The 17,547-nt window shown below is 47.1% G+C and carries 19 protein-coding genes and 1 riboswitch; of the genes, 7 read left to right on the top strand and 12 right to left on the bottom strand.

Annotation, left to right across the window (positions count from 1 at the left end; genetic code table 11):
• Positions 1-369 (top strand): transposase (locus AC812_RS15460; RefSeq protein WP_062158777.1); only part of this gene is annotated, 369 nt, incomplete at its 5' end.
• 20 nt (positions 370-389) lie between these two features.
• Positions 390-554: a hypothetical protein gene (locus AC812_RS17890; RefSeq protein ID WP_169787326.1), complete on the top strand. Its 165-nt coding sequence runs from the start codon at positions 390-392 to the stop codon at positions 552-554.
• On the opposite strand, the gene AC812_RS15455 is transcribed toward AC812_RS17890, so the two are convergent.
• The 11 genes from AC812_RS15455 to AC812_RS15405 form a co-directional block, all read right to left on the bottom strand.
• On the bottom strand, positions 537-965 hold the full coding sequence (locus AC812_RS15455) for a hypothetical protein (RefSeq protein ID WP_061917020.1): 429 nt from the start codon (positions 963-965) through the stop codon (positions 537-539). The genes AC812_RS17890 and AC812_RS15455 overlap by 18 nt on opposite strands.
• Positions 965-2,083, bottom strand: coding sequence for a carbohydrate ABC transporter permease (locus AC812_RS15450; RefSeq protein WP_061917023.1), 1,119 nt, complete (start codon positions 2,081-2,083; stop codon positions 965-967). The genes AC812_RS15455 and AC812_RS15450 overlap by 1 nt, the downstream gene beginning before the upstream one ends.
• A 146-nt stretch (positions 2,084-2,229) precedes the next feature.
• Positions 2,230-3,576 carry an ABC transporter substrate-binding protein gene (locus tag AC812_RS15445; RefSeq protein WP_114676107.1) on the bottom strand — a complete coding sequence of 449 codons (1,347 nt, stop codon included), beginning with the start codon at positions 3,574-3,576 and terminating at the stop codon, positions 2,230-2,232.
• A gap of 120 nt (positions 3,577-3,696) precedes the next feature.
• The gene (locus AC812_RS15440) at positions 3,697-4,704 is read right to left on the bottom strand and encodes a LacI family DNA-binding transcriptional regulator (RefSeq protein ID WP_061917025.1); all 1,008 of its coding nucleotides are present in this window, start codon (positions 4,702-4,704) and stop codon (positions 3,697-3,699) included.
• A 114-nt stretch (positions 4,705-4,818) separates the two neighbouring features.
• The gene (locus AC812_RS15435) at positions 4,819-5,103 is read right to left on the bottom strand and encodes a FeoA family protein (RefSeq protein ID WP_061917029.1); all 285 of its coding nucleotides are present in this window, start codon (positions 5,101-5,103) and stop codon (positions 4,819-4,821) included.
• A gap of 227 nt (positions 5,104-5,330) precedes the next feature.
• Positions 5,331-7,304, bottom strand: coding sequence for a ferrous iron transport protein B (gene feoB / locus AC812_RS15430; RefSeq protein WP_061917032.1), 1,974 nt, complete (start codon positions 7,302-7,304; stop codon positions 5,331-5,333).
• 18 nt (positions 7,305-7,322) lie between these two features.
• Positions 7,323-7,769 (bottom strand): Fur family transcriptional regulator, encoded by a 447-nt coding sequence (locus tag AC812_RS15425; RefSeq protein WP_061917034.1) that lies wholly within the window; start codon positions 7,767-7,769, stop codon positions 7,323-7,325.
• A 127-nt stretch (positions 7,770-7,896) separates the two neighbouring features.
• Positions 7,897-8,364, bottom strand: coding sequence for a methylated-DNA--[protein]-cysteine S-methyltransferase (locus AC812_RS15420; protein WP_061917037.1), 468 nt, complete (start codon positions 8,362-8,364; stop codon positions 7,897-7,899).
• Positions 8,365-8,405: 41 nt separating this feature from the next.
• Positions 8,406-9,020: a sortase, YLP family gene (locus tag AC812_RS15415; protein WP_145962565.1), complete on the bottom strand. Its 615-nt coding sequence runs from the start codon at positions 9,018-9,020 to the stop codon at positions 8,406-8,408.
• A gap of 153 nt (positions 9,021-9,173) precedes the next feature.
• Positions 9,174-9,259: riboswitch (cyclic di-GMP riboswitch) on the bottom strand.
• A gap of 154 nt (positions 9,260-9,413) precedes the next feature.
• Complete coding sequence (locus AC812_RS15410; RefSeq protein ID WP_062158965.1) at positions 9,414-11,309, bottom strand: tetratricopeptide repeat-containing sensor histidine kinase; 1,896 nt, start codon at positions 11,307-11,309, stop codon at positions 9,414-9,416.
• A 146-nt stretch (positions 11,310-11,455) separates the two neighbouring features.
• Positions 11,456-13,348 carry a CASTOR/POLLUX-related putative ion channel gene (locus AC812_RS15405; RefSeq protein ID WP_061917048.1) on the bottom strand — a complete coding sequence of 631 codons (1,893 nt, stop codon included), beginning with the start codon at positions 13,346-13,348 and terminating at the stop codon, positions 11,456-11,458.
• Between the two features lie 166 nt (positions 13,349-13,514).
• On the opposite strand from AC812_RS15405, the gene AC812_RS15400 reads away from it, so the two are divergent.
• From AC812_RS15400 to AC812_RS15380, 5 genes are read left to right on the top strand one after another with little or no spacing between them, the layout of a single operon-like run.
• Positions 13,515-14,006 (top strand): DUF427 domain-containing protein, encoded by a 492-nt coding sequence (locus tag AC812_RS15400; protein WP_061917051.1) that lies wholly within the window; start codon positions 13,515-13,517, stop codon positions 14,004-14,006.
• On the top strand, positions 14,000-14,656 hold the full coding sequence (locus AC812_RS15395) for an ABC transporter permease (RefSeq protein ID WP_201797713.1): 657 nt from the start codon (positions 14,000-14,002) through the stop codon (positions 14,654-14,656). Before AC812_RS15400 ends, AC812_RS15395 begins: the two co-directional genes overlap by 7 nt.
• A 24-nt stretch (positions 14,657-14,680) precedes the next feature.
• Entirely contained in the window at positions 14,681-15,589 is a 909-nt protein-coding gene (locus AC812_RS15390; RefSeq protein ID WP_061917054.1) for a glycine betaine ABC transporter substrate-binding protein, read from the top strand.
• A 6-nt stretch (positions 15,590-15,595) separates the two neighbouring features.
• The gene (locus AC812_RS15385) at positions 15,596-16,552 is read left to right on the top strand and encodes an ABC transporter ATP-binding protein (protein WP_061917057.1); all 957 of its coding nucleotides are present in this window, start codon (positions 15,596-15,598) and stop codon (positions 16,550-16,552) included.
• Positions 16,553-16,555: 3 nt separating this feature from the next.
• Positions 16,556-17,188, top strand: coding sequence for an ABC transporter permease (locus tag AC812_RS15380; RefSeq protein WP_061917060.1), 633 nt, complete (start codon positions 16,556-16,558; stop codon positions 17,186-17,188).
• A 36-nt stretch (positions 17,189-17,224) separates the two neighbouring features.
• On the opposite strand, the gene AC812_RS15375 is transcribed toward AC812_RS15380, so the two are convergent.
• On the bottom strand, positions 17,225-17,491 hold the full coding sequence (locus AC812_RS15375; RefSeq protein ID WP_061917064.1) for a YbeD family protein: 267 nt from the start codon (positions 17,489-17,491) through the stop codon (positions 17,225-17,227).
• Positions 17,492-17,547 lie beyond the last annotated feature (56 nt).

Genomic DNA, 17,547 nt, shown 5'->3' with positions numbered 1-17,547 from the left:
GAGACCTATGCGGCGGATAAAGGCTATGATGACGGCAACAATCACTTCTATTTAGAACTGCACGGCTTACACTCGGCAATTCGCTTGAAAAAGACGCGCACGCAGAAGAAAGACGCCAACAAAGACAGCTGGCTGGCCTTGGAGCAGACCCAACCGTACCGTCAAGGCTTGAAACAGCGCTACAAAATCGAACGCAAATTTGGGGAAGCCAAACAGTGGCATGGGTTGGGACGCTGCCGGTATTTGGGAAAAATGGGCTTTGCGGTGCAAGCCTTTTTGACGGCGATAGCGCTCAACTTGAAACGAATGGTCAAGCTCCTGTTTGGCGTCGGGTTCAAAACCCCGGCTGGGGCCGCCATCCAAGGGTGAACTCCCATGCGGAGGGTGAAGTGTCGCTGGTGGTCAAAAATCCAGAAAAAATGGAAGTGAAGAGGTCAAATCAAGATACACAGCCCCTTTATTTTAGGGTGGATACCCCATCGGGTGCGGCTTTTCCACCCCTCAAACAGCCTGCTCGGCGTATTACGCTTGATTTTTCAACTCTCTCCGCTTAATGTATCGCGGTAATTATCCAGCGTTAACCGAGCCGAAAAGCCCACCCACCGTTTTTCTTCCACAATCACCAACCGGGAACGTTTATTTCCAATCCAGGTGATTTTACGGCCATCCGGTGTTACGATCCCCTGACGCAGCGTACTAAAATCGGCGGTTACCCCTGCAACCTCAAACGGCTGATCCACATCTATCGATTCAGGGACGCGAATTTCTTCGACTTTCACCCAGCCACGATGCGGAAAGACCGTCCACCAGCCGCTGCTATATATGTCCTCGCTGTTTCGAAAAGAGGTAATGAACACCCCAATAGTAGGGATCAACCAAACAAGACAGATCAAAACCAGCACACCATTTACAAAAACGCTACCCAGCCGTTTTTGACCCTTCTGACTGGTCTTTGTGCCGCTCATCAGAATGCCCTCCTTTTGCGGAACTGGCGGAGATTGTAGATCATCACCGGAATGACCGCAATTAAAAGCACAATAGCAATTGCCGAAGCTCTGCCAGAGTGATTATAAGTAAATTGCTGAAGGTAAAATTCATTTGCAATCACATTAGTGCCGTAATTCCCCCCTGTCATGACCCGAACAATATCAAACAGCTTCAAACTGAAAATGACGATGGTCGTAGTAACGGTCAAAAGTGTACTTTGAATTGTGGGTACCATGATTTGGAAGAACACCTGAAATTCGTTGGCGCCATCCACCCGGGCAGCCTCCAGTAATTCCGAAGGTATGCCCTTAATGGCAGAGGATAAAATCACCATGGCGTAACCGGTTTGCAGCCAAACCATAATCACGATCAGGAAGAGATTGTTTATTGGGGGTAGCAACAACCATGGCTGAGCCTTACCACCTAACCCAATCACAATCGCATTCAGCAGCCCAATCTCCTGAATACCAACTCCTTCCCCTCGATAGGCATAGACAAATTTCCAAATCACACCAGCACCGACGAATGAAATCGCCATCGGCATAAATATGATGGCTTTATAGACCTTTTCAAACGGGGTACGGTCAGCGAGTACGGCTATCAAAAGCCCCAAACCAACACTGAAACCGGTTCCCAGTACCATCCACAGCAAATTATTCCGGAAAGCCTCCAACATGACCCTGTCTGTAAAGGCGAAAATATAATTTTCAATCCCCACAAAATTTCTCCCCAAACCATCCTGAAAGCTTAAAATGAGCGTACGAATAGTGGGCAGAAATAGGTACCAGAATAAAATTGCAATGGCCGGGCCAATGAAAATAAAGGGTTGAAGCCGGCGAACCCACTCGCCGGATAGTTTTTCCACCAGCCAGTTGGATACCCCATACAGGAGCGCTACCCCTCCAACTCCCCAGACAATCGCAACCACAACAATGATGAATTGAGGGGCATTGCTGTCTCTAAGAAAGATAAAACCACGCCACAGCACCAGAAAGGTGACTAATGGGACAAAAATAGAAGCCAGTAATCTCCCCACCCCTGTGGTCAACCAATTGAGGATTTGGTCTCCCGCACTTAATCTTGGCTGGTTTTGCATTTTGCGCTCCTTTCTCTAAAAAGGAAGTCCCTTAAGATTATATAATTTTTCTGGGGAGAAGAGGGGCAGGTTATCCCCTTACAAAAGACCTGCCCCTCCAACTTACACAGGGTGTTTACCCTTCTGAGATGGATGCGTTGATGGACTTATTTCGGCCAGGAAGCGTCAATGTCTCTCAATGCAGTATCCAGATCAATAGCACCGGATACATAAGAGGTCATACTCTTCCAGAAGGAACCTGCACCCACTGCACCGGGCATCAGATCCGAGCCGTCAAACCGGACCGAGGTTGCGTTCAAGATAATCTCAGCAACGCCGCGGTCAACTTCATTGGAGTACCAGTCGAGGCTGGAGTCGAGATGAGGTGAAATCGCGCCACCGGCACGCACCCAACCTTCCACCGAAGCGCCCGTCGTGAAGTACTCCATAACCGCACGTACTTCTGGACGATCATTGAACATGGCATAGATATCGCCTGCCACCAACACGGGCTTTCCGTAAGCAGGATCAATTGGCGGGAAGTAGAAGAAGTCATAATCCACACCCGCGGTCAAACCTTCGGGGAAGAAGGTGGTGATGAAATTACCCTGTTTGTGCAGCCAGCACTTGGGCGGATTGTCAAACATGGGCTTCGGAGCATCTCCAAAGAAGGTGGTCGCAATTGCCTGCCGGCCGCCGTACACATATCCATCCGTGAACCAGATTTCGGTCACCTTTTCAATCGCCCGGCGCACTTCGGGTGAGTCGAATTTCAATTCACCTTTCACCCACTTGTCATAGTTTTCAAGCGAGGTGGTGCGCAACATGGTTTCCTCGATCCAGTCGGTCATCGGCCAACCGGTAGCAGCGCCGGATTCGATACCCACACACCAAGGGGCATCGCCGTCATTTTTGATTTCTTCACTCAATGCCAGCAATTCATCCCAGGTGGTCGGGATTTTGTAACCGGCTTCATCAAAGGCTTTCTTGGGGTACCACACCAATGACTTACCGTTTACACGCCCCCACACGCCGGCCATGATCTTGCCATTCGGGCTGTCCATCATAGCCATATCCAACCAGGATTGATTGTAATTCTTCTTCAGCTTTTCCATGTCCAGGAAGGTGCTCACGTCAATGGCTTTACCTTTAGCCGCAAAGGTCGCCAGTAAACCCGGTTGGGGGAAGTCTACGATATCGGGGGGATTACCGCCATCAATACGAATGGAAATGGAGGCTTCAAATTCCTTCGAACCTTCGTATTGAATGTCAATGCCGGTTTGGTCCTCAAAATTCTTGATGGATTGTTCGAATTTGACCGCATCATTGTCGGTGAAAGGTCCGGCCATGGTAACCACCGTACCTTTGAATTCACCCGCAAAAGCGCGATCAAGGTAAGAACCACCAGAAGCAGCCGGCGGTTGAGTCGGTGCAGCAGTCGGTTGAGCACAGGCAGCCAGCACCAGCGCAGCAACCATCAAAATTGCCAAAACTTGCCAGAAACGGTTTTTCATTTTCTCCTCCAAAAACTCAAAATTTGGACAGAACAGCATGCCAATTTGGCCATCGTTACAAACTTTCCTTATCTGTCGTCTGGATTCATCACCTCCTCTCAAAGATTTGACCGTTCCACATCAAGTTGTCCCACGTTCGATCAAAGACAACGGTAAACGAATGTGTTGAATCGGACGGTTTGAATCAAGCATGCGCGAAAAGAGCAGCTCAGCCGCTACCCGTCCGGATTCATCCAGCGGTTGGCGCACGGTAGAGAGTTCCATGTAATCCGCAATATCCAAATCATCAAAACCCAAAATGGATACATCCTCAGGAATCCGTAACCCCAATTGCCTCACGGCTTTGATCACTCCAATTGCTTGAAGATCGGTTGCCGAGAAGATTGCAAGGGGCATTTTTGCTGTTTTCAATCTTTCCAAAGCAACAAAGCGGGTTGCATCCACATGGTATGGAGTTTCCCAAATGTGGGCGTCTGAAAAGGCGACATTTGATTCGGATAATACCTGCTGAAAACCTTTCAACCGTGAACTAATCGGGTTAATCCCATATTTCGGAAAATTCGTTTCGCCCACAAATGCAAAATTCGAATGTCCCTTCCCTAAAAGGTAGCGGGCGGCCATTTTTCCGCCCTCTTCATCATCAATTTCTACACTACTGAAAACATTCAACGGATACTCAATCAAAACCGTTTCCAGTTTATGTTGGATGATTCGCCCGGCCGTCTTTTCATCCACCCGCACCGAGATAAGAATCAACCCGTCCAGATTATGAGTCAATGGGATGGTATCCAGGTAGTGCTGTAAGCGATCCAGGGTATCAACAGTAAAAATCACCAACTCATAATTGGATTCCGTCAGGACCGATGCCACTCCCCGTAACCGTTGAACGAAAGAAGGCGCAGTAAAAAAGGGGGTGATGACCCCTACTCTTCCGGAAGAGCGCAATGCCCTTGCCCGCGCTTCCGCTTTTGGAATAAAACCCAATTCGTCTATGGTTGCCAGCACATGCAAGCGGGTAGATTCGTTCACCCTTTCCGGGTTGTTCAACACGCGTGAAACCGTAGAAATGCTCACCCCCGCCGAGCGGGCAACATCATAAATCGTGGGGGGATTTTTTCGTGAAAGCATTTCTACAAGGAAATAACGTCATACTGAAAGTACTTTTATGAAAGCACTTTCAGTATAGCAAAAATCAATTCCCCTTGTCAATACAAGGGGAAAATTTTTAAGATATCTTAAGTTTTATTCGTTAACCGGCTCTACCAGAATCCCCTCTGCGACACTTTTTTCGAAAGCCAGTTCCATTTGCTCTACCTGGATGATGGTCACTGGTTGTTGTGTAATAACCCGGATGCAACGGCCGGGCAGCAGACCGTAGGCATGTAAATGCCGGCGAAAGGGAGGGTGCAGTCTTTCCATTTCGCGAATTTTTACTTCACGCCCCGGCGCTACCTGACACAGCGCCAGGCAATGGTCATTGGCTTCGTAACCGCGCGCACAACGTTGTCTTTTCCTATGATGAAACACGGTTACCTCCCCAAAACAGTCTTTTTGCAAACCCAACCGCCCGGGATTGATGAATATTGATATTCGTCGTTCCACATCGCGGACAGCAGGTCATCGTGCAGCCCCGATGAAGCGGACATGTTCCGCAAGCCGGGTTTTCCGACGGGTCATATTCCAAACCACACATAGAGCACTTAATCAAGTCGGACGAACGAACCACAGGATTGCCTTGAATTTTTTGTGTCATTTTATGAACCCCAGCCCAATCCACTCAACAATCGCATTAAAAAACCGCCCACCAACACCGAGAACGGCAAAATAAACGCTACCATGCCCAAACCGATTTTCCAACCCCGTTCTTTGATCATCATAAAGACCGAAGCAATACAGGGGATGAAAAGAGTAATGGTTGTAATCGAAACCAGAGCCTGCAAATCACTCAGATGACCCTGTGATTGCATCACAAAAAAGCCAGTAGCAGCAAAATCACGTCGCAGAAAACCCATCATCAGAGCAGAAGCCGCTTCGGGGGGTAAGCCAAGCCAACCGGTGACAATCGGCTTGAGGGTTTCAATCAGGGCCGGCAACAGGTGAAGCGTATCCAGCACGAATAAAATTACCGTACCCAACAAGAATAATGGCACAGCCTCCTTGATGTACCATTCCAGTCTGGCCAGGGTCTTGAAAATCACATTGGTAAAAACCGGCATCCTTAAAGGAGGCAATTCCACAATCAAGGGCGTTCTTTCTCCGGGTAACACTTTCGAAGCCAACCATCCAACCAGCATCAAGACCAGAAAAATCACCCCACCCCAAATTAAAGTTGCACTGAAAGAGATTGCCGCGAGCATTCCCATTACAACTCCCAATTGGGCCGAACAGGGTACGGCCAGCGCTAAAAGCAAGGTGACCAGAATCCGATCTCTTGGGCGATTCAAAATTCGAGTGGTCATGGTTGCCATGGTCACACAACCCAGCCCCAACACCATTGGCAAAACCGCCTGACCGTTTAACCCAATTGCCGAAAACAAACGGTTACTCAAAACCGCCACCCGCGGTAAATACCCCGAATCTTCCAAAATTCCAAACGCGATGAAGAATGTCAGCACGATTGGCAACAGGAGAGCCAGCGCGTAGGTCATTCCCATGGTCCAAAAACCATATTCACCGACCAGAAAATTACGCACCATTTCCCACGGGATAAATTTTTCACTCAGGCCAATCAGCCATGGGTTGATGATCTCGCCAAACAACCGCTCTTCCAGCAGGCCTACCAGTGTACCTGCCCCAAAGACACCTACAAACCAGTACATGGCATATAAAACCATCAACAAGATGGGTACACCCCAAACAGGGTGAATGGTCAGATGGCTCAAATGAATCCTGCTTGAGGTTGAGCTTTTTGTTTCTTGCAACGATTCTTGAACCAGATGCGCGATAAAATCCTCCCGGCTTTTTTGGATGACCAGATCCACCCCTTCGGGATATTTCTCCATCAGACCGCTGCGTATTTCAATCATTTTTTCCCGAATGCTATTGGCTGTATTTTCTTCCACCCATATTTCACAAACCGGATCTTGCACCAACCATAAAAGAGATAGTGAACGGATGGAGATGGGCGATTCAAACGCCATCTGCTCAATGGCTTGCAGGGCTTGCTCAATATCCGGGGGATATTGAATTTTCAGGGTTACAGGGCGGGCAGATTGAATTGCCCGTTCAACTTCCTCAATTCCGTTTCCTCGGGTCGCAACGGTCTGGATGATGGGTATTCCAAAAGCCCGCTCCATCACCTCCGTACGAATCTCTAGCCCCCGCATTCGCGCTTCATCCATCATATTTAAAGCCAGCACCAATGGAAGTCCCATTTCTGCCAGTTGTATGGTGAGATGCAGGGTACGACGTAAGTTTTTAGCATCGCCCACCTGAATCACCGTGCGAAGATCGTTATTGAACAAGACCCGTTCGGTTACCTGTTCGTCCTCGCTGCGAGAAGGGAAACTGACAACTCCCGGCGTGTCAATCAGGGTTACCCCTTCCATTTTTCGCAATCTGCCCTGTGAAACTTCCACTGTTGTACCGGGATAATTTGAAACCATCACATATTGACCAGTAAGTCGGTGGAACAAAACCGATTTACCAACATTTGGATTTCCAACCAAAGCGATATAATGACCATTGAGATAGGGATGGGTTTGTTGGACTACGTGACAGGCCGCCATATACACCTCAAAACCGGATTAAGTCGTTTTTGAACATTCTGAACATAAACCGTAAAAAACCAGCGTGGCATTTTCAACTTTCCCGCCAAAACAATCCACAAACTGGGCTTTCACCACTTCGATGAGCGGTGTATCAAATTCGGTAATTTGGTTGCATTTCCTGCACCGAAAATGAAAGTGGTCTTCTCCTTCCTCGACAACCGGGTCGAATCGTTCCAGGCGCGGATCATCATCAAAACGGCGAGTGTTAACCAGCCCATGCTGCTCAAGCCAACGTAAAGTCCGGTAAACGGTAGAAAGGTTCAACCCCGGATTTTTTTCCCGAACCTTTTGGTAAATTTCCTCTGCTGTGGGATGATCCGCACATTCGATCAATGCCTGCAAAATCATTCGTCTTTGGGTGGTCATTCTGCCGCCCAACGCATGAATTTGCGACTCCGCAGCATTTACGAGGTCAAATTCCATTAAACAATCCTCTTTCTGTTTTATTGCAAATTATTTGCAATAACCATGTGTATTGTATCGAAACAGCATGGTTTGGATTAGTGTTATTAATCACTAACCCAAAGGTTGATTGTCATGAGTTCGAAAATCAATCAAACAATAGACTTTTTTCCAACTTTAACAGGTACAGCTTCTTCTCTATTCCGCCCCCATAACCAATCAAGCCGCCATTTGTTCCGATGACCCGATGGCAAGGCACAATAATTGGGATGGGGTTTTGTCCATTGGCTCTACCCACCGCTCGAATTGATTTCACATCCCCCACCCGTTCGGCTAATTGTTTGTAGGATATGGTTACTCCGTATGGAATTTTCAGCAGTTCCCGCCAAACCTTCAATTGAAACGGCCTGCCTTCCAGGTGAATCGGCAAATCAAACGATCTCAATTCCCCTGCGAAGTAGGCTGCCAGTTGTTGCCGGGTTTCTTTGAAGATGGGTAAATCCTGATTGCTTTCAAAGGGCAAATCAAACGGATAAAAGGACAGTCCCCGCAGGAAATCGCCATCTGACGACAACAAGATTGCCCCAATTGGGCTTTCGATGGCATAAAAATACATTAAGACCGCTCCAAACGACAGGATACCCGTTAAGTATACATTCAATTTACTGGAACGGCATAAATAAACAGCCGTCCCCAACTCGGATCACCGTCTTTCGAAATACAGGTTTGAAGGGTAAGATGAGCGTCTCCCATGTAAAACTTTGCAAACAACTGGCCGGTATCAATGATCTCCGCAGTTGAGAGATCCTGATATTTGGAGCCCCCCACAGATTTGAGCACTTGATAGGAATGGACTTCAACAACTTCAAATTCCGTCACCTCTCCCACGCCATTTACCAGAAAAAGCCGCGCTCCCGGCTGAATCTCAAAAAAGAACTTACCCGCCAGGTGATTGTGCGCCAATAGACCCACAACCTCCGGTGTAGTTAGCATAAATTGCGTAATGGTGTCTGGATCGTTCGAGATATATTCATAATTCCCTTGTGGCTGCTGAACGACCGGTTTTGCCAGCAGTTTTTCAACATATAAACCCGCAATTTGATTTGCACCATTCTTCACCGTATCTGCAAATTGAGTCAAAGTTGGAAAGCCAACCTCTTGCTCGGAGTTTGAATTATTCGTACCTCCGTTTGTCAAAAGAGGCAGGAACACCTGAAAACCGCCAGAATCAGCAGATACTGTTTGGGGATGAGATAAACCCGCTGCCCCCATCCACAACAACCCCGTCAACAGCAGAATATAAACAACCGAGCGCCTCATGTCCAACCCTTTCTGACAAAGGCGCCCGGTAAAAACCGACTACAGCCAATTTAAATAAATACAGCAGGATTCCCCTGCCTGTAATTGGATGCATGGAATCGCGTTTTCGGCGGCCTGGCAGTCATAGGCATACAGCCCTTAGACCCATAGCTTTGCGTCGCCGGCTTTCGCCGGGTTTGCCTTTGTCGTTACGGATTTAAATACGGTTCAAAATGGTTACCTGAATTGATAAGCCTGAAACCGCTGTTACCCTAATCCAGGTGCTCTATTTTATATATAGGTCGAATTGATTAAATCTTTATAGGAAAAACCTTTCAAACACTTTACAATTCAATTCTGTTCGGTTTATTCCTCAACTGCCCGCAGCGTAAACCAGAAACGACTTCCCTCACCGGGACGACCGCGGCTGTCGACCCCAACTTTCCCCCCCATTTTTTCAACAATTCGGGCTACAATGGATAGCCCCAAACCATGACCTTCGGCGCGCCCTTGACCAACCCGGCTAAAATCTTGAAACAGTCGCCCCTGATTCTCCGGGCTGATCCCATCCCCATTATCCTGAATCCAGAACCGGACAAAACCGTCTTCCTCCTTGTAAGCCCCTAACTGTACCAGCGGCGGTGTTCCTCCATATTTGATTGCGTTAGTAATGTAATTTGCCCACACTTCTTCAACCCAGGGGGCATGTCCCAACGCCACTGGCCATTGGTTGGGGATACTGATTTGTGCTCCGTGATCCTCGATCACGAAATTCAAACGATTCAAAACTTCTTCGATTACTTTCTTCATATCCAAAGGGACCAGTACAATTTCCTGACTGCGTAAACTCGCCAGCGTCAGCAGTTCTTGAATGATCTCGGCTTGTTTCTGCACAATTCGCTGCAACTGTCCATTGAGTTGTAAAATTTCTTCCGGGGCATTAATCGCTTTGAGTTTCAATTCCAGAATGTGAGTCAAAATCGCCTGATTTTGCAGAGGGGCTTTTAAGTCATGGGCGACCATCCGGGCAAACGCATTCAAGTCACCGATCAATTGCTCGCGAATGGCAATTTCTTTCTGCAATTGTTCATTGGCGGCTTGCAATGCGCGCTGAGCCTGAATACGTTCCTGAATTTCTTGCTCAAGAGCAATATTTTTTAATTGTTCTCTTTCAGCCTCTCGTCGAGCTTCTTCAACCTGATAGACAACTTCCAGGTTCTTTAACTTGGTTTCTGATTCGTCGTTGAAGACCTGTTCTTTGATTTCGTGGAAGCGCTCATAGTGAGCCAGCGCCCGTTGGAACTGGACGGCTTGACGGTACACTGAAGAAAGCAGCTGGTGACATTGTACCTGCTGTCCTCGCGATTGAATCTTCTCGCTGACTTGCAACGCTTCGTGCAGCGGTTCCAGCGCCTGACCGGGAAGCTCTTGTTCGGCGTAGACCTGCCCAATTCGAATTAGGGATACTACGCTTTCAAAAGGCGAGGATATTTTCCGGCTGAGATTGAGCGCATCCTCAAAACACTCCAGCGCCTTCGGATAATCTTTCATAATCTGATATGCCCGCCCTAAAGAATTGAGCGTTCTGGCTTCTCCCCATTTCTCCTGAATGTCTACAAATAAATTGAGACTCTTAATCCCGGCACTCAGTGCCATCCCGGCATTTCCAAGACCACTGTAAACCAGGCAGGACTTTTCTAAAGCCTCTGCCTGTATGTACAGATCCTGACTGATCTCGGCATCTTTTGAAGCACGAAGAATATAAGGGAGAGCACGAGTGAACTCTTCTCTTTGAATGTATACGCTGCCTAAATTAATCAACAACTGACCTTCAACGGCGCGATCACCAATTTCCTGAGCCAGTTCCAGACCGCTTAATGTGTACTGGAGCGCATTTACAAAACTGGATAAATGTAGATATACCTGTCCCAGTACTGCATAAATCCAGGCCAGTTGTTTTTTGTGATCAACTTTTTCGTAGATAGATTGTGCCTGTTGCAGAATGGAAATTGCCTGGTCAAAATGCCCCATCTGCCAGTACAGTTTTCCCAGTTCGTGCTGACAATCAGCAATTTGTTTGAGCTCATCATCCGTTGCCGCCGGGAATTTTTCCAGCCGCCGATGAGTGGTTTCCAGAATTTCCAGGGCTTGTGAAGGATTTTGATAGCGCAATGTTAAAGCCCGCTGCAACGCAGAGGAAATCATCTCCTCTACATTACCCGGCTCACGAAGCAGAATATCCCGGTCAACAGAGTCGGACATGATCGAATGCACAGCAAGAAATTTGCTTTCTTACAATGTTAGCACAGAATATTTTTAATTATTGGTGCTTTGGATAACCAATATAATCCTGAATCCCACCTCTAAAGTGCAGGATTCAATCCATTTCCAGCCTTAATATTCTTACTCTATTTTTCGGCCAATACAATGATTTTATCCTTTTCGGTGAAAACCACTTCTTCACGCTTATCGGGATTAATCTTCACTCCAAAAGATCTTTTCACATCTTCGGAAAGCGAAGACAACCGATAACCAATTGCGGTTTCTCCCTTTCGTGAAGCCGCTTCCAGAATTGTATAAAAGTTGACAGCAACCCCGGTCTTAACATATTGACATGCCGGTTTCAGATAGATTTCCGAGCCCTGAGGATTGAACAGGTCTTCATAAACGGCATTTCTGCGCCGATCTGCTACAATTTGAGCCATCATCAAGCTAATTAACCGATCGCTCACGATAAAATCATCCGCTTTTGCCACCTCGGCAAGTCGGCTGTTTCGGCTGTCTAAAATTTCGGTCGCAATGGAGGGTTTGGCCTGTGTGGCTTCGATGATGTGACGCACATGTAGCAACGTAAACAAGGTGTTGGAATCAATCTGCTGAATGCTCAAAGTTTGATCATCGTTACTCAGTAAAATGATATGATTGTATTTATGCAGTTTCAGCATCTCCAGTTCATTCCGGTCAAGAATTGATTTTCTTTCAAAACTGATTTTCAGATTTTTCAATTCGGAAGAAATTTCTTCAAGTTCCGGACGTAAATCGAATTTATCGGTAACGATACAGACCTTCGATTTTGGTTGAAAATAATTATTTAACTCGCGTAATAATTCATTTCCTCTTTCGCTCCACCCTAAAATGATCACATTTTCGCTGTTTTTTGGAGGGGTGTGATTCGAGATTATCCACTCATCGCGCGTTGCGGCACGTTCACCCCGGATCAAACCATGCTCATCCGAGGCAATGACAATCAATTGATCTGCAGGGCGGATAATTGATTCCATTGCGGGGTTCAGAGTGACATTCTCGCCTTTTTGTAAACCTATTACCACCCCTTTTTGATAGGTGCTTAATGCCTCCCGGTATGTCCTTCCAATCAAAATGGCATCTTCGACAAAATAAATCTCATCGCCAGTAAAATCCAGCAATTCCGAGTAAACCACCGACAGACCAGGTTGATTGCAACTCTGCGCCAGCAGCCGGGCGATTACCTGACCGGAAAATATCCACTCAACTTCTTCCCCTCCAACAATCTTACCCAATGCCCGGTTCTGTTTTTCTTTCAGAGAAGCAATAATTTTATACGGTCGGCCTTTTCGATCGTGACCTTTGGTAATTGCAAGTACCGACTTGATTACTTCTGCGTCGGGGTTTTCGCCCTCTGGTGTAAGGATCAGAATACCACTCGCCTCGTTAAGATTGGTCAATTCGAGATCACTCATTTCGATTGGACTACCGCTCCGGCAAACTACCTTTTCAATAGCCTCCGATCCAATTCGATTGCGAAGTTGATCTTCCATTTCAACTTTATCCTGATTACCCAACAGGACAATTTTCCGGTTTTTCTTCCCCTCCTGAGCAATAAATAATTGTGGAATTATCGTAAAAACCTGTTCAGACCAACCCAGAACCACGGTATGATCACTTTCAATCACGGCAGATTTTCCTCGCCGTAAATTTTCAATTTTCTGGCTTATGGCATTGGAGATGATGCCAATTAAGTTTGATACAATGAAAATACTTGCCAGAGTTAATCCTAATGTTATAAACCGGAATGTCCAAACTGATTCTCTCCCCGCCACTGAACCCTCACCTAAATTGGCGAGAAAAGTGAACCACAGTCCTTCAATGAAATCGAATGGCGGCTCACCCCCTGGCGATAATCGGCTTACCACCAGAATCAGCGTAGCGATCAGCGATAGTACGACTGTGAACAAGGCTAGGGCTGCGATCAGCACCCCCGGGCCAAGAGAAAATAAATAATCAAAATAATACTGAAATTTTTTACCCCAACTGTTTTTCATTAAGAATCTCCAAATTATAATGATTTTCATTTATATTACTATATTTGTAAAATTTATCAATAAGTAAGATCAGGCAAGTTATAATTTTCTTATACAATAGTTTGACAGGAACTTAATCGGACTTAAAATTGAAATGAAATTTAGAAAAAAAAAAAAAAAAAAAAAAATGAACCAAAATAATCAATTTCATCTCAAACCCGAATCGGTATGGGACTATCCCCGTCCGCCATTAGTAGAACCAACCGACCTTCATTTGCTAATCTACTTTGACGGGATCAAACTGGCAGAAACCAGACGAGCGTTCCGAGTTCTGGAAACAAGTCATCCGCCGGTTTATTACTTCCCTCCAGAAGACGTATTAATGGAGTGCCTGATTCCCTCAACACGTCGCTCTTTTTGCGAATGGAAAGGACAGGCAGCATATTACAGCATCAAAACCCCCGGAAAAATTGCCAGCAACGCAGCCTGGTACTATCCCAATCCAACCCCGCCTTATTCCTCCATAGCCCGCCATATTGCTTTTTATCCGCAATGGATGGATCAATGTTTTGTTGAAGGAGAACTGGTAAAACCGCAGCCCGGAAATTTTTATGGCGGTTGGATTACTTCGAACCTGATTGGCCCTTTCAAAGGTGAGGCAGGCAGCGAACTTTGGTAGATACGCTCATCCACACTCTGTGGCAAAGTTATCTCTACTTTCTCAACCGCCAAACCGAATTTTGGGGTGCAGTAGTAGATCACCTCATTTTGGCTGGGATTGCCATTGGGCTTGCCATCTTAGTTTGCGTTCCCTTAGGAATCTGGACCTCTAAATCGCGTTTTGCCTCTCTTACCCTGATGAATCTGGTAAATGGTTTACGGGTAATCCCCAGTCTGGCGGTGTTGTTTCTGATCATCCCCTATCTGGGATTGACCTCTACCTCGGCCATTGTCGCTTTGACGATTCTGGCAATGCCGCCGGTACTGATCAACACCGATGCCGCCTTCCGCACCCTTGAACCAGCCATTATCGAAGCAGCCCGCGGCATGGGAATGTCGGCTTTCCAGAGATTGATTAAGGTTGAATTTCCCCTTGCAATTCCTGTGATTCTGACCGGCGTTCGCATTTCGGCAGTAGATGTGATTGCCAGCGCAACTCTGGCAGCCTTCGTAGGTAGCGGTGGATTAGGGATCTACATCACCCGCGGATTTGCACTGTATGATTACAGCATACTTTTCGTAGGGGCTATCCCGGTAGCTCTGATCACATTAGCAGTCGAAGGGTTGCTTGCCCTGCTTCAAAAAACGCTCCAACCCATAAAAACCTGAAAGGAAAATAAAACGAGGTGTCACATGAAACAACCGAACTTCTTAAAAACCCTGTTAGGTGCTTTCCTGATACTGGCAGTACTGGTATCCTGCTCGCCAGGCGCAAACACCCCCTCACAAACCATAATCCGCGTTGCATCGAAAGATTTCACCGAACAATTTATTCTGGGTGAAATGTACGCCCAACTTCTGGAATACAACGGCTTTAAGGTCGAACGGAAGTTGAACCTCGGCGGCACCCCCATCGCTCAAAAAGCTCTCGAATCCAACGAGATTGATTTATATCCAGAGTACACCGGCACAGGATTACTGACCGTTCTAAAACTGCCCGTCAACACCGACCCTGTCGCAGTGTATAACACTGTCAAAAACGAATATGCCAGCCGCTTCAATCTGGTGTGGTTGGATCCCGCCCCAATGAACAACACGCAGGCCGTCGCCATGAAACGCACCCGTGCCCAAGATTTGGGAATTGAAACCGTATCCGATCTGGTTGCCCAGGCTTCAAACCTTGTCATGGTTGGACCGCCCGAATTTCAAGAACGCGAGGACGGTTTGCCTGGCATGCGTAAAGTGTATGGTGATTTTAATTTCAAAGAATACAAATCAGTTGATCCCGGACTTCGCTATCAGGCAATCAATGAAGGACAGGCGGATGTGACGGTTGCCTTCGGAACCGACGGTGAAATTGCTGCCTTCGATCTGGTCATCCTGAAAGACGATAAGGGCCTTTGGCCCCCTTATCAGGTTGCGCCGGTCATACGCAAAGAGGTGTTGGACTCCAATCCCAAAATTGCCGAAATTTTAAATGGCTTGGCGCCCTTGTTGACGGATGAAGTGATGCAGCAATTAAACTTTGAGGTTTCTGGTAAACAGCGCGAGCCGGCAGATGTTGCCAAAGAATTTTTACAACAGCAAGGATTGATTAAATAAACAAAAATGGCAGCCATTCAATTTGTCAATGTCAGCAAACAATACCCCGGCACAACAGCACCTGCCGTTGACAATATCACACTGGAAATCCCGGAAGGATCCATCGTAGTTTTGTTGGGTCCTTCCGGCTGCGGAAAAACCACCTTGCTGAAGATGGTCAACCGGCTACACGAACCCACCAGCGGAAAAATTCTGCTGGATGGAGTGGATATACAATCCATACCGGTTAACCAGTTGCGCCGTAATATTGGCTATGTGATTCAACAGGTCGGCCTTTTTCCCCATTTAAGCATTGCCAAAAATATCGCTGTTGTACCGGACCTGTTGGGCTGGGACAGGCAGCGCATTAATCAGCGGGTTAACGAACTGCTCGACCTGGTTCATCTTCCATTGGATTTCCGCAACCGTTATCCGGCACAACTTTCCGGTGGACAGCAGCAAAGGGTAGGGTTGGCACGCGCTCTTGCCGCTGACCCCGAAGTAATGCTGATGGATGAGCCTTTTGGCGCTATTGACGCCATCACACGCGAAAGTTTACAAGATCAACTGCTTGAGCTGCAACGCCGGTTGAAAAAAACGATTTTATTTGTAACTCACGATGTTGAAGAAGCATTGAAATTGGCCGATGAAATCATCGTGCTGGACAAAGGCCGCCTGGTACAGAAAGATACACCCTGTAACCTGCTGGCTAACCCCGCCGGTGATTTCGTCCGGCAATTACTTAATACCGATGACCGCATCCGTCAGTTGTCGCTGGTGCGGGTTGAAACCGTCATGAAACCCCTGGATTCGACCATACATTCCAACCGGCTACCCCGGGTACCGCTCGGCACGGACCTGAAACGAGTTCTCTCTTTGATGCTTTCACCCGCCTCAGATACAGTATTGGTATGCCAGGAAGGGAATCCAATTGGCTACATCACTTTTGAAGAATTAAGAAAAGTCGGTTGCCTTTCCGCATAGGATATGAACTACCTGCTAAACAATTTTGAATACATCCTGCAACTGACATTCCGTCACTTTCAGCTGGCAATTCTACCGGTAGGAATTGCTTTTCTGATTGCTCTGCCTTTGGGATGGTTGATTAATCGCTATCAGCGCCTGGCAAGTATTGTTATTCCACTCAACAACATCCTCTATACCATTCCCAGCATCGCCATGATGATTTTTTTGATCCCGTTTTTGGGGTTGAATGCTCGCTCCGTAATGGCTGCACTGGTGATTTACAGCCAGATTATTCTTTTGAGAAATATCCTTGCCGGTTTTAAAACCATTGACCCCGCCATCATAGAGGCTGCCCGTGGCATGGGCATGAATCGCCTTCAAATAGCGGTCAAAATTCAAATTCCAATTGCTCTGCCGGTCATTTTAGCCGGTGTGCGGCTGGCAAGCGTCATTTCCGTTGCCATTGCCACAATTGGTGCAAAATTTGGCGCGGGCGGTCTTGGTGTTTTATTGTTCGAGGGAATTGCTCAGGCCGGCAGAATGGATAAAATCTGGGTCGGCGCAATTTTTGTTGGCTTGCTGGCGCTTTTTTTCAATCGTGGGATATTCGCAATCGAAAAGATGATCAGCGGCCGATGGATGCAGGCCCGTTAGTCTTGAAGTAAGAAAATTTCACGAATTCATTGCTTGTTACAGCAAATAAATTACCCGATCCTGAGCGCTCAAGTGAGCATAAATGGCATCCAGTTGCTCGCGCGATTCAGCCACAAAGGACACCTTGACGGCCAGATACTTACCGCCGTTGCTGGGTCTCGCTTCAATGCCATCCTCCGTCAAATCAGGGACATGTTTGCGCACCTCTACCATGACGAATGTGGCAAAATCATCTTGATTGGCACCAATCACTCTTAAGCGAAAAATGGTTGGAAAATCCATGTGGGGGCGTTCGTATTCCATGTCGTGATTATAACGGCAGAAGAAACCTCATACAAGGACTGGCAACGATTCTTAAT

Origin of the sequence: Bellilinea caldifistulae (assembly GCF_001306055.1) — a bacterium.
Taxonomy (GTDB): Bacteria; Chloroflexota; Anaerolineae; order Anaerolineales; family Anaerolineaceae; genus Bellilinea; species Bellilinea caldifistulae.
This window is presented reverse-complemented; position numbering and strand designations above follow the sequence as displayed.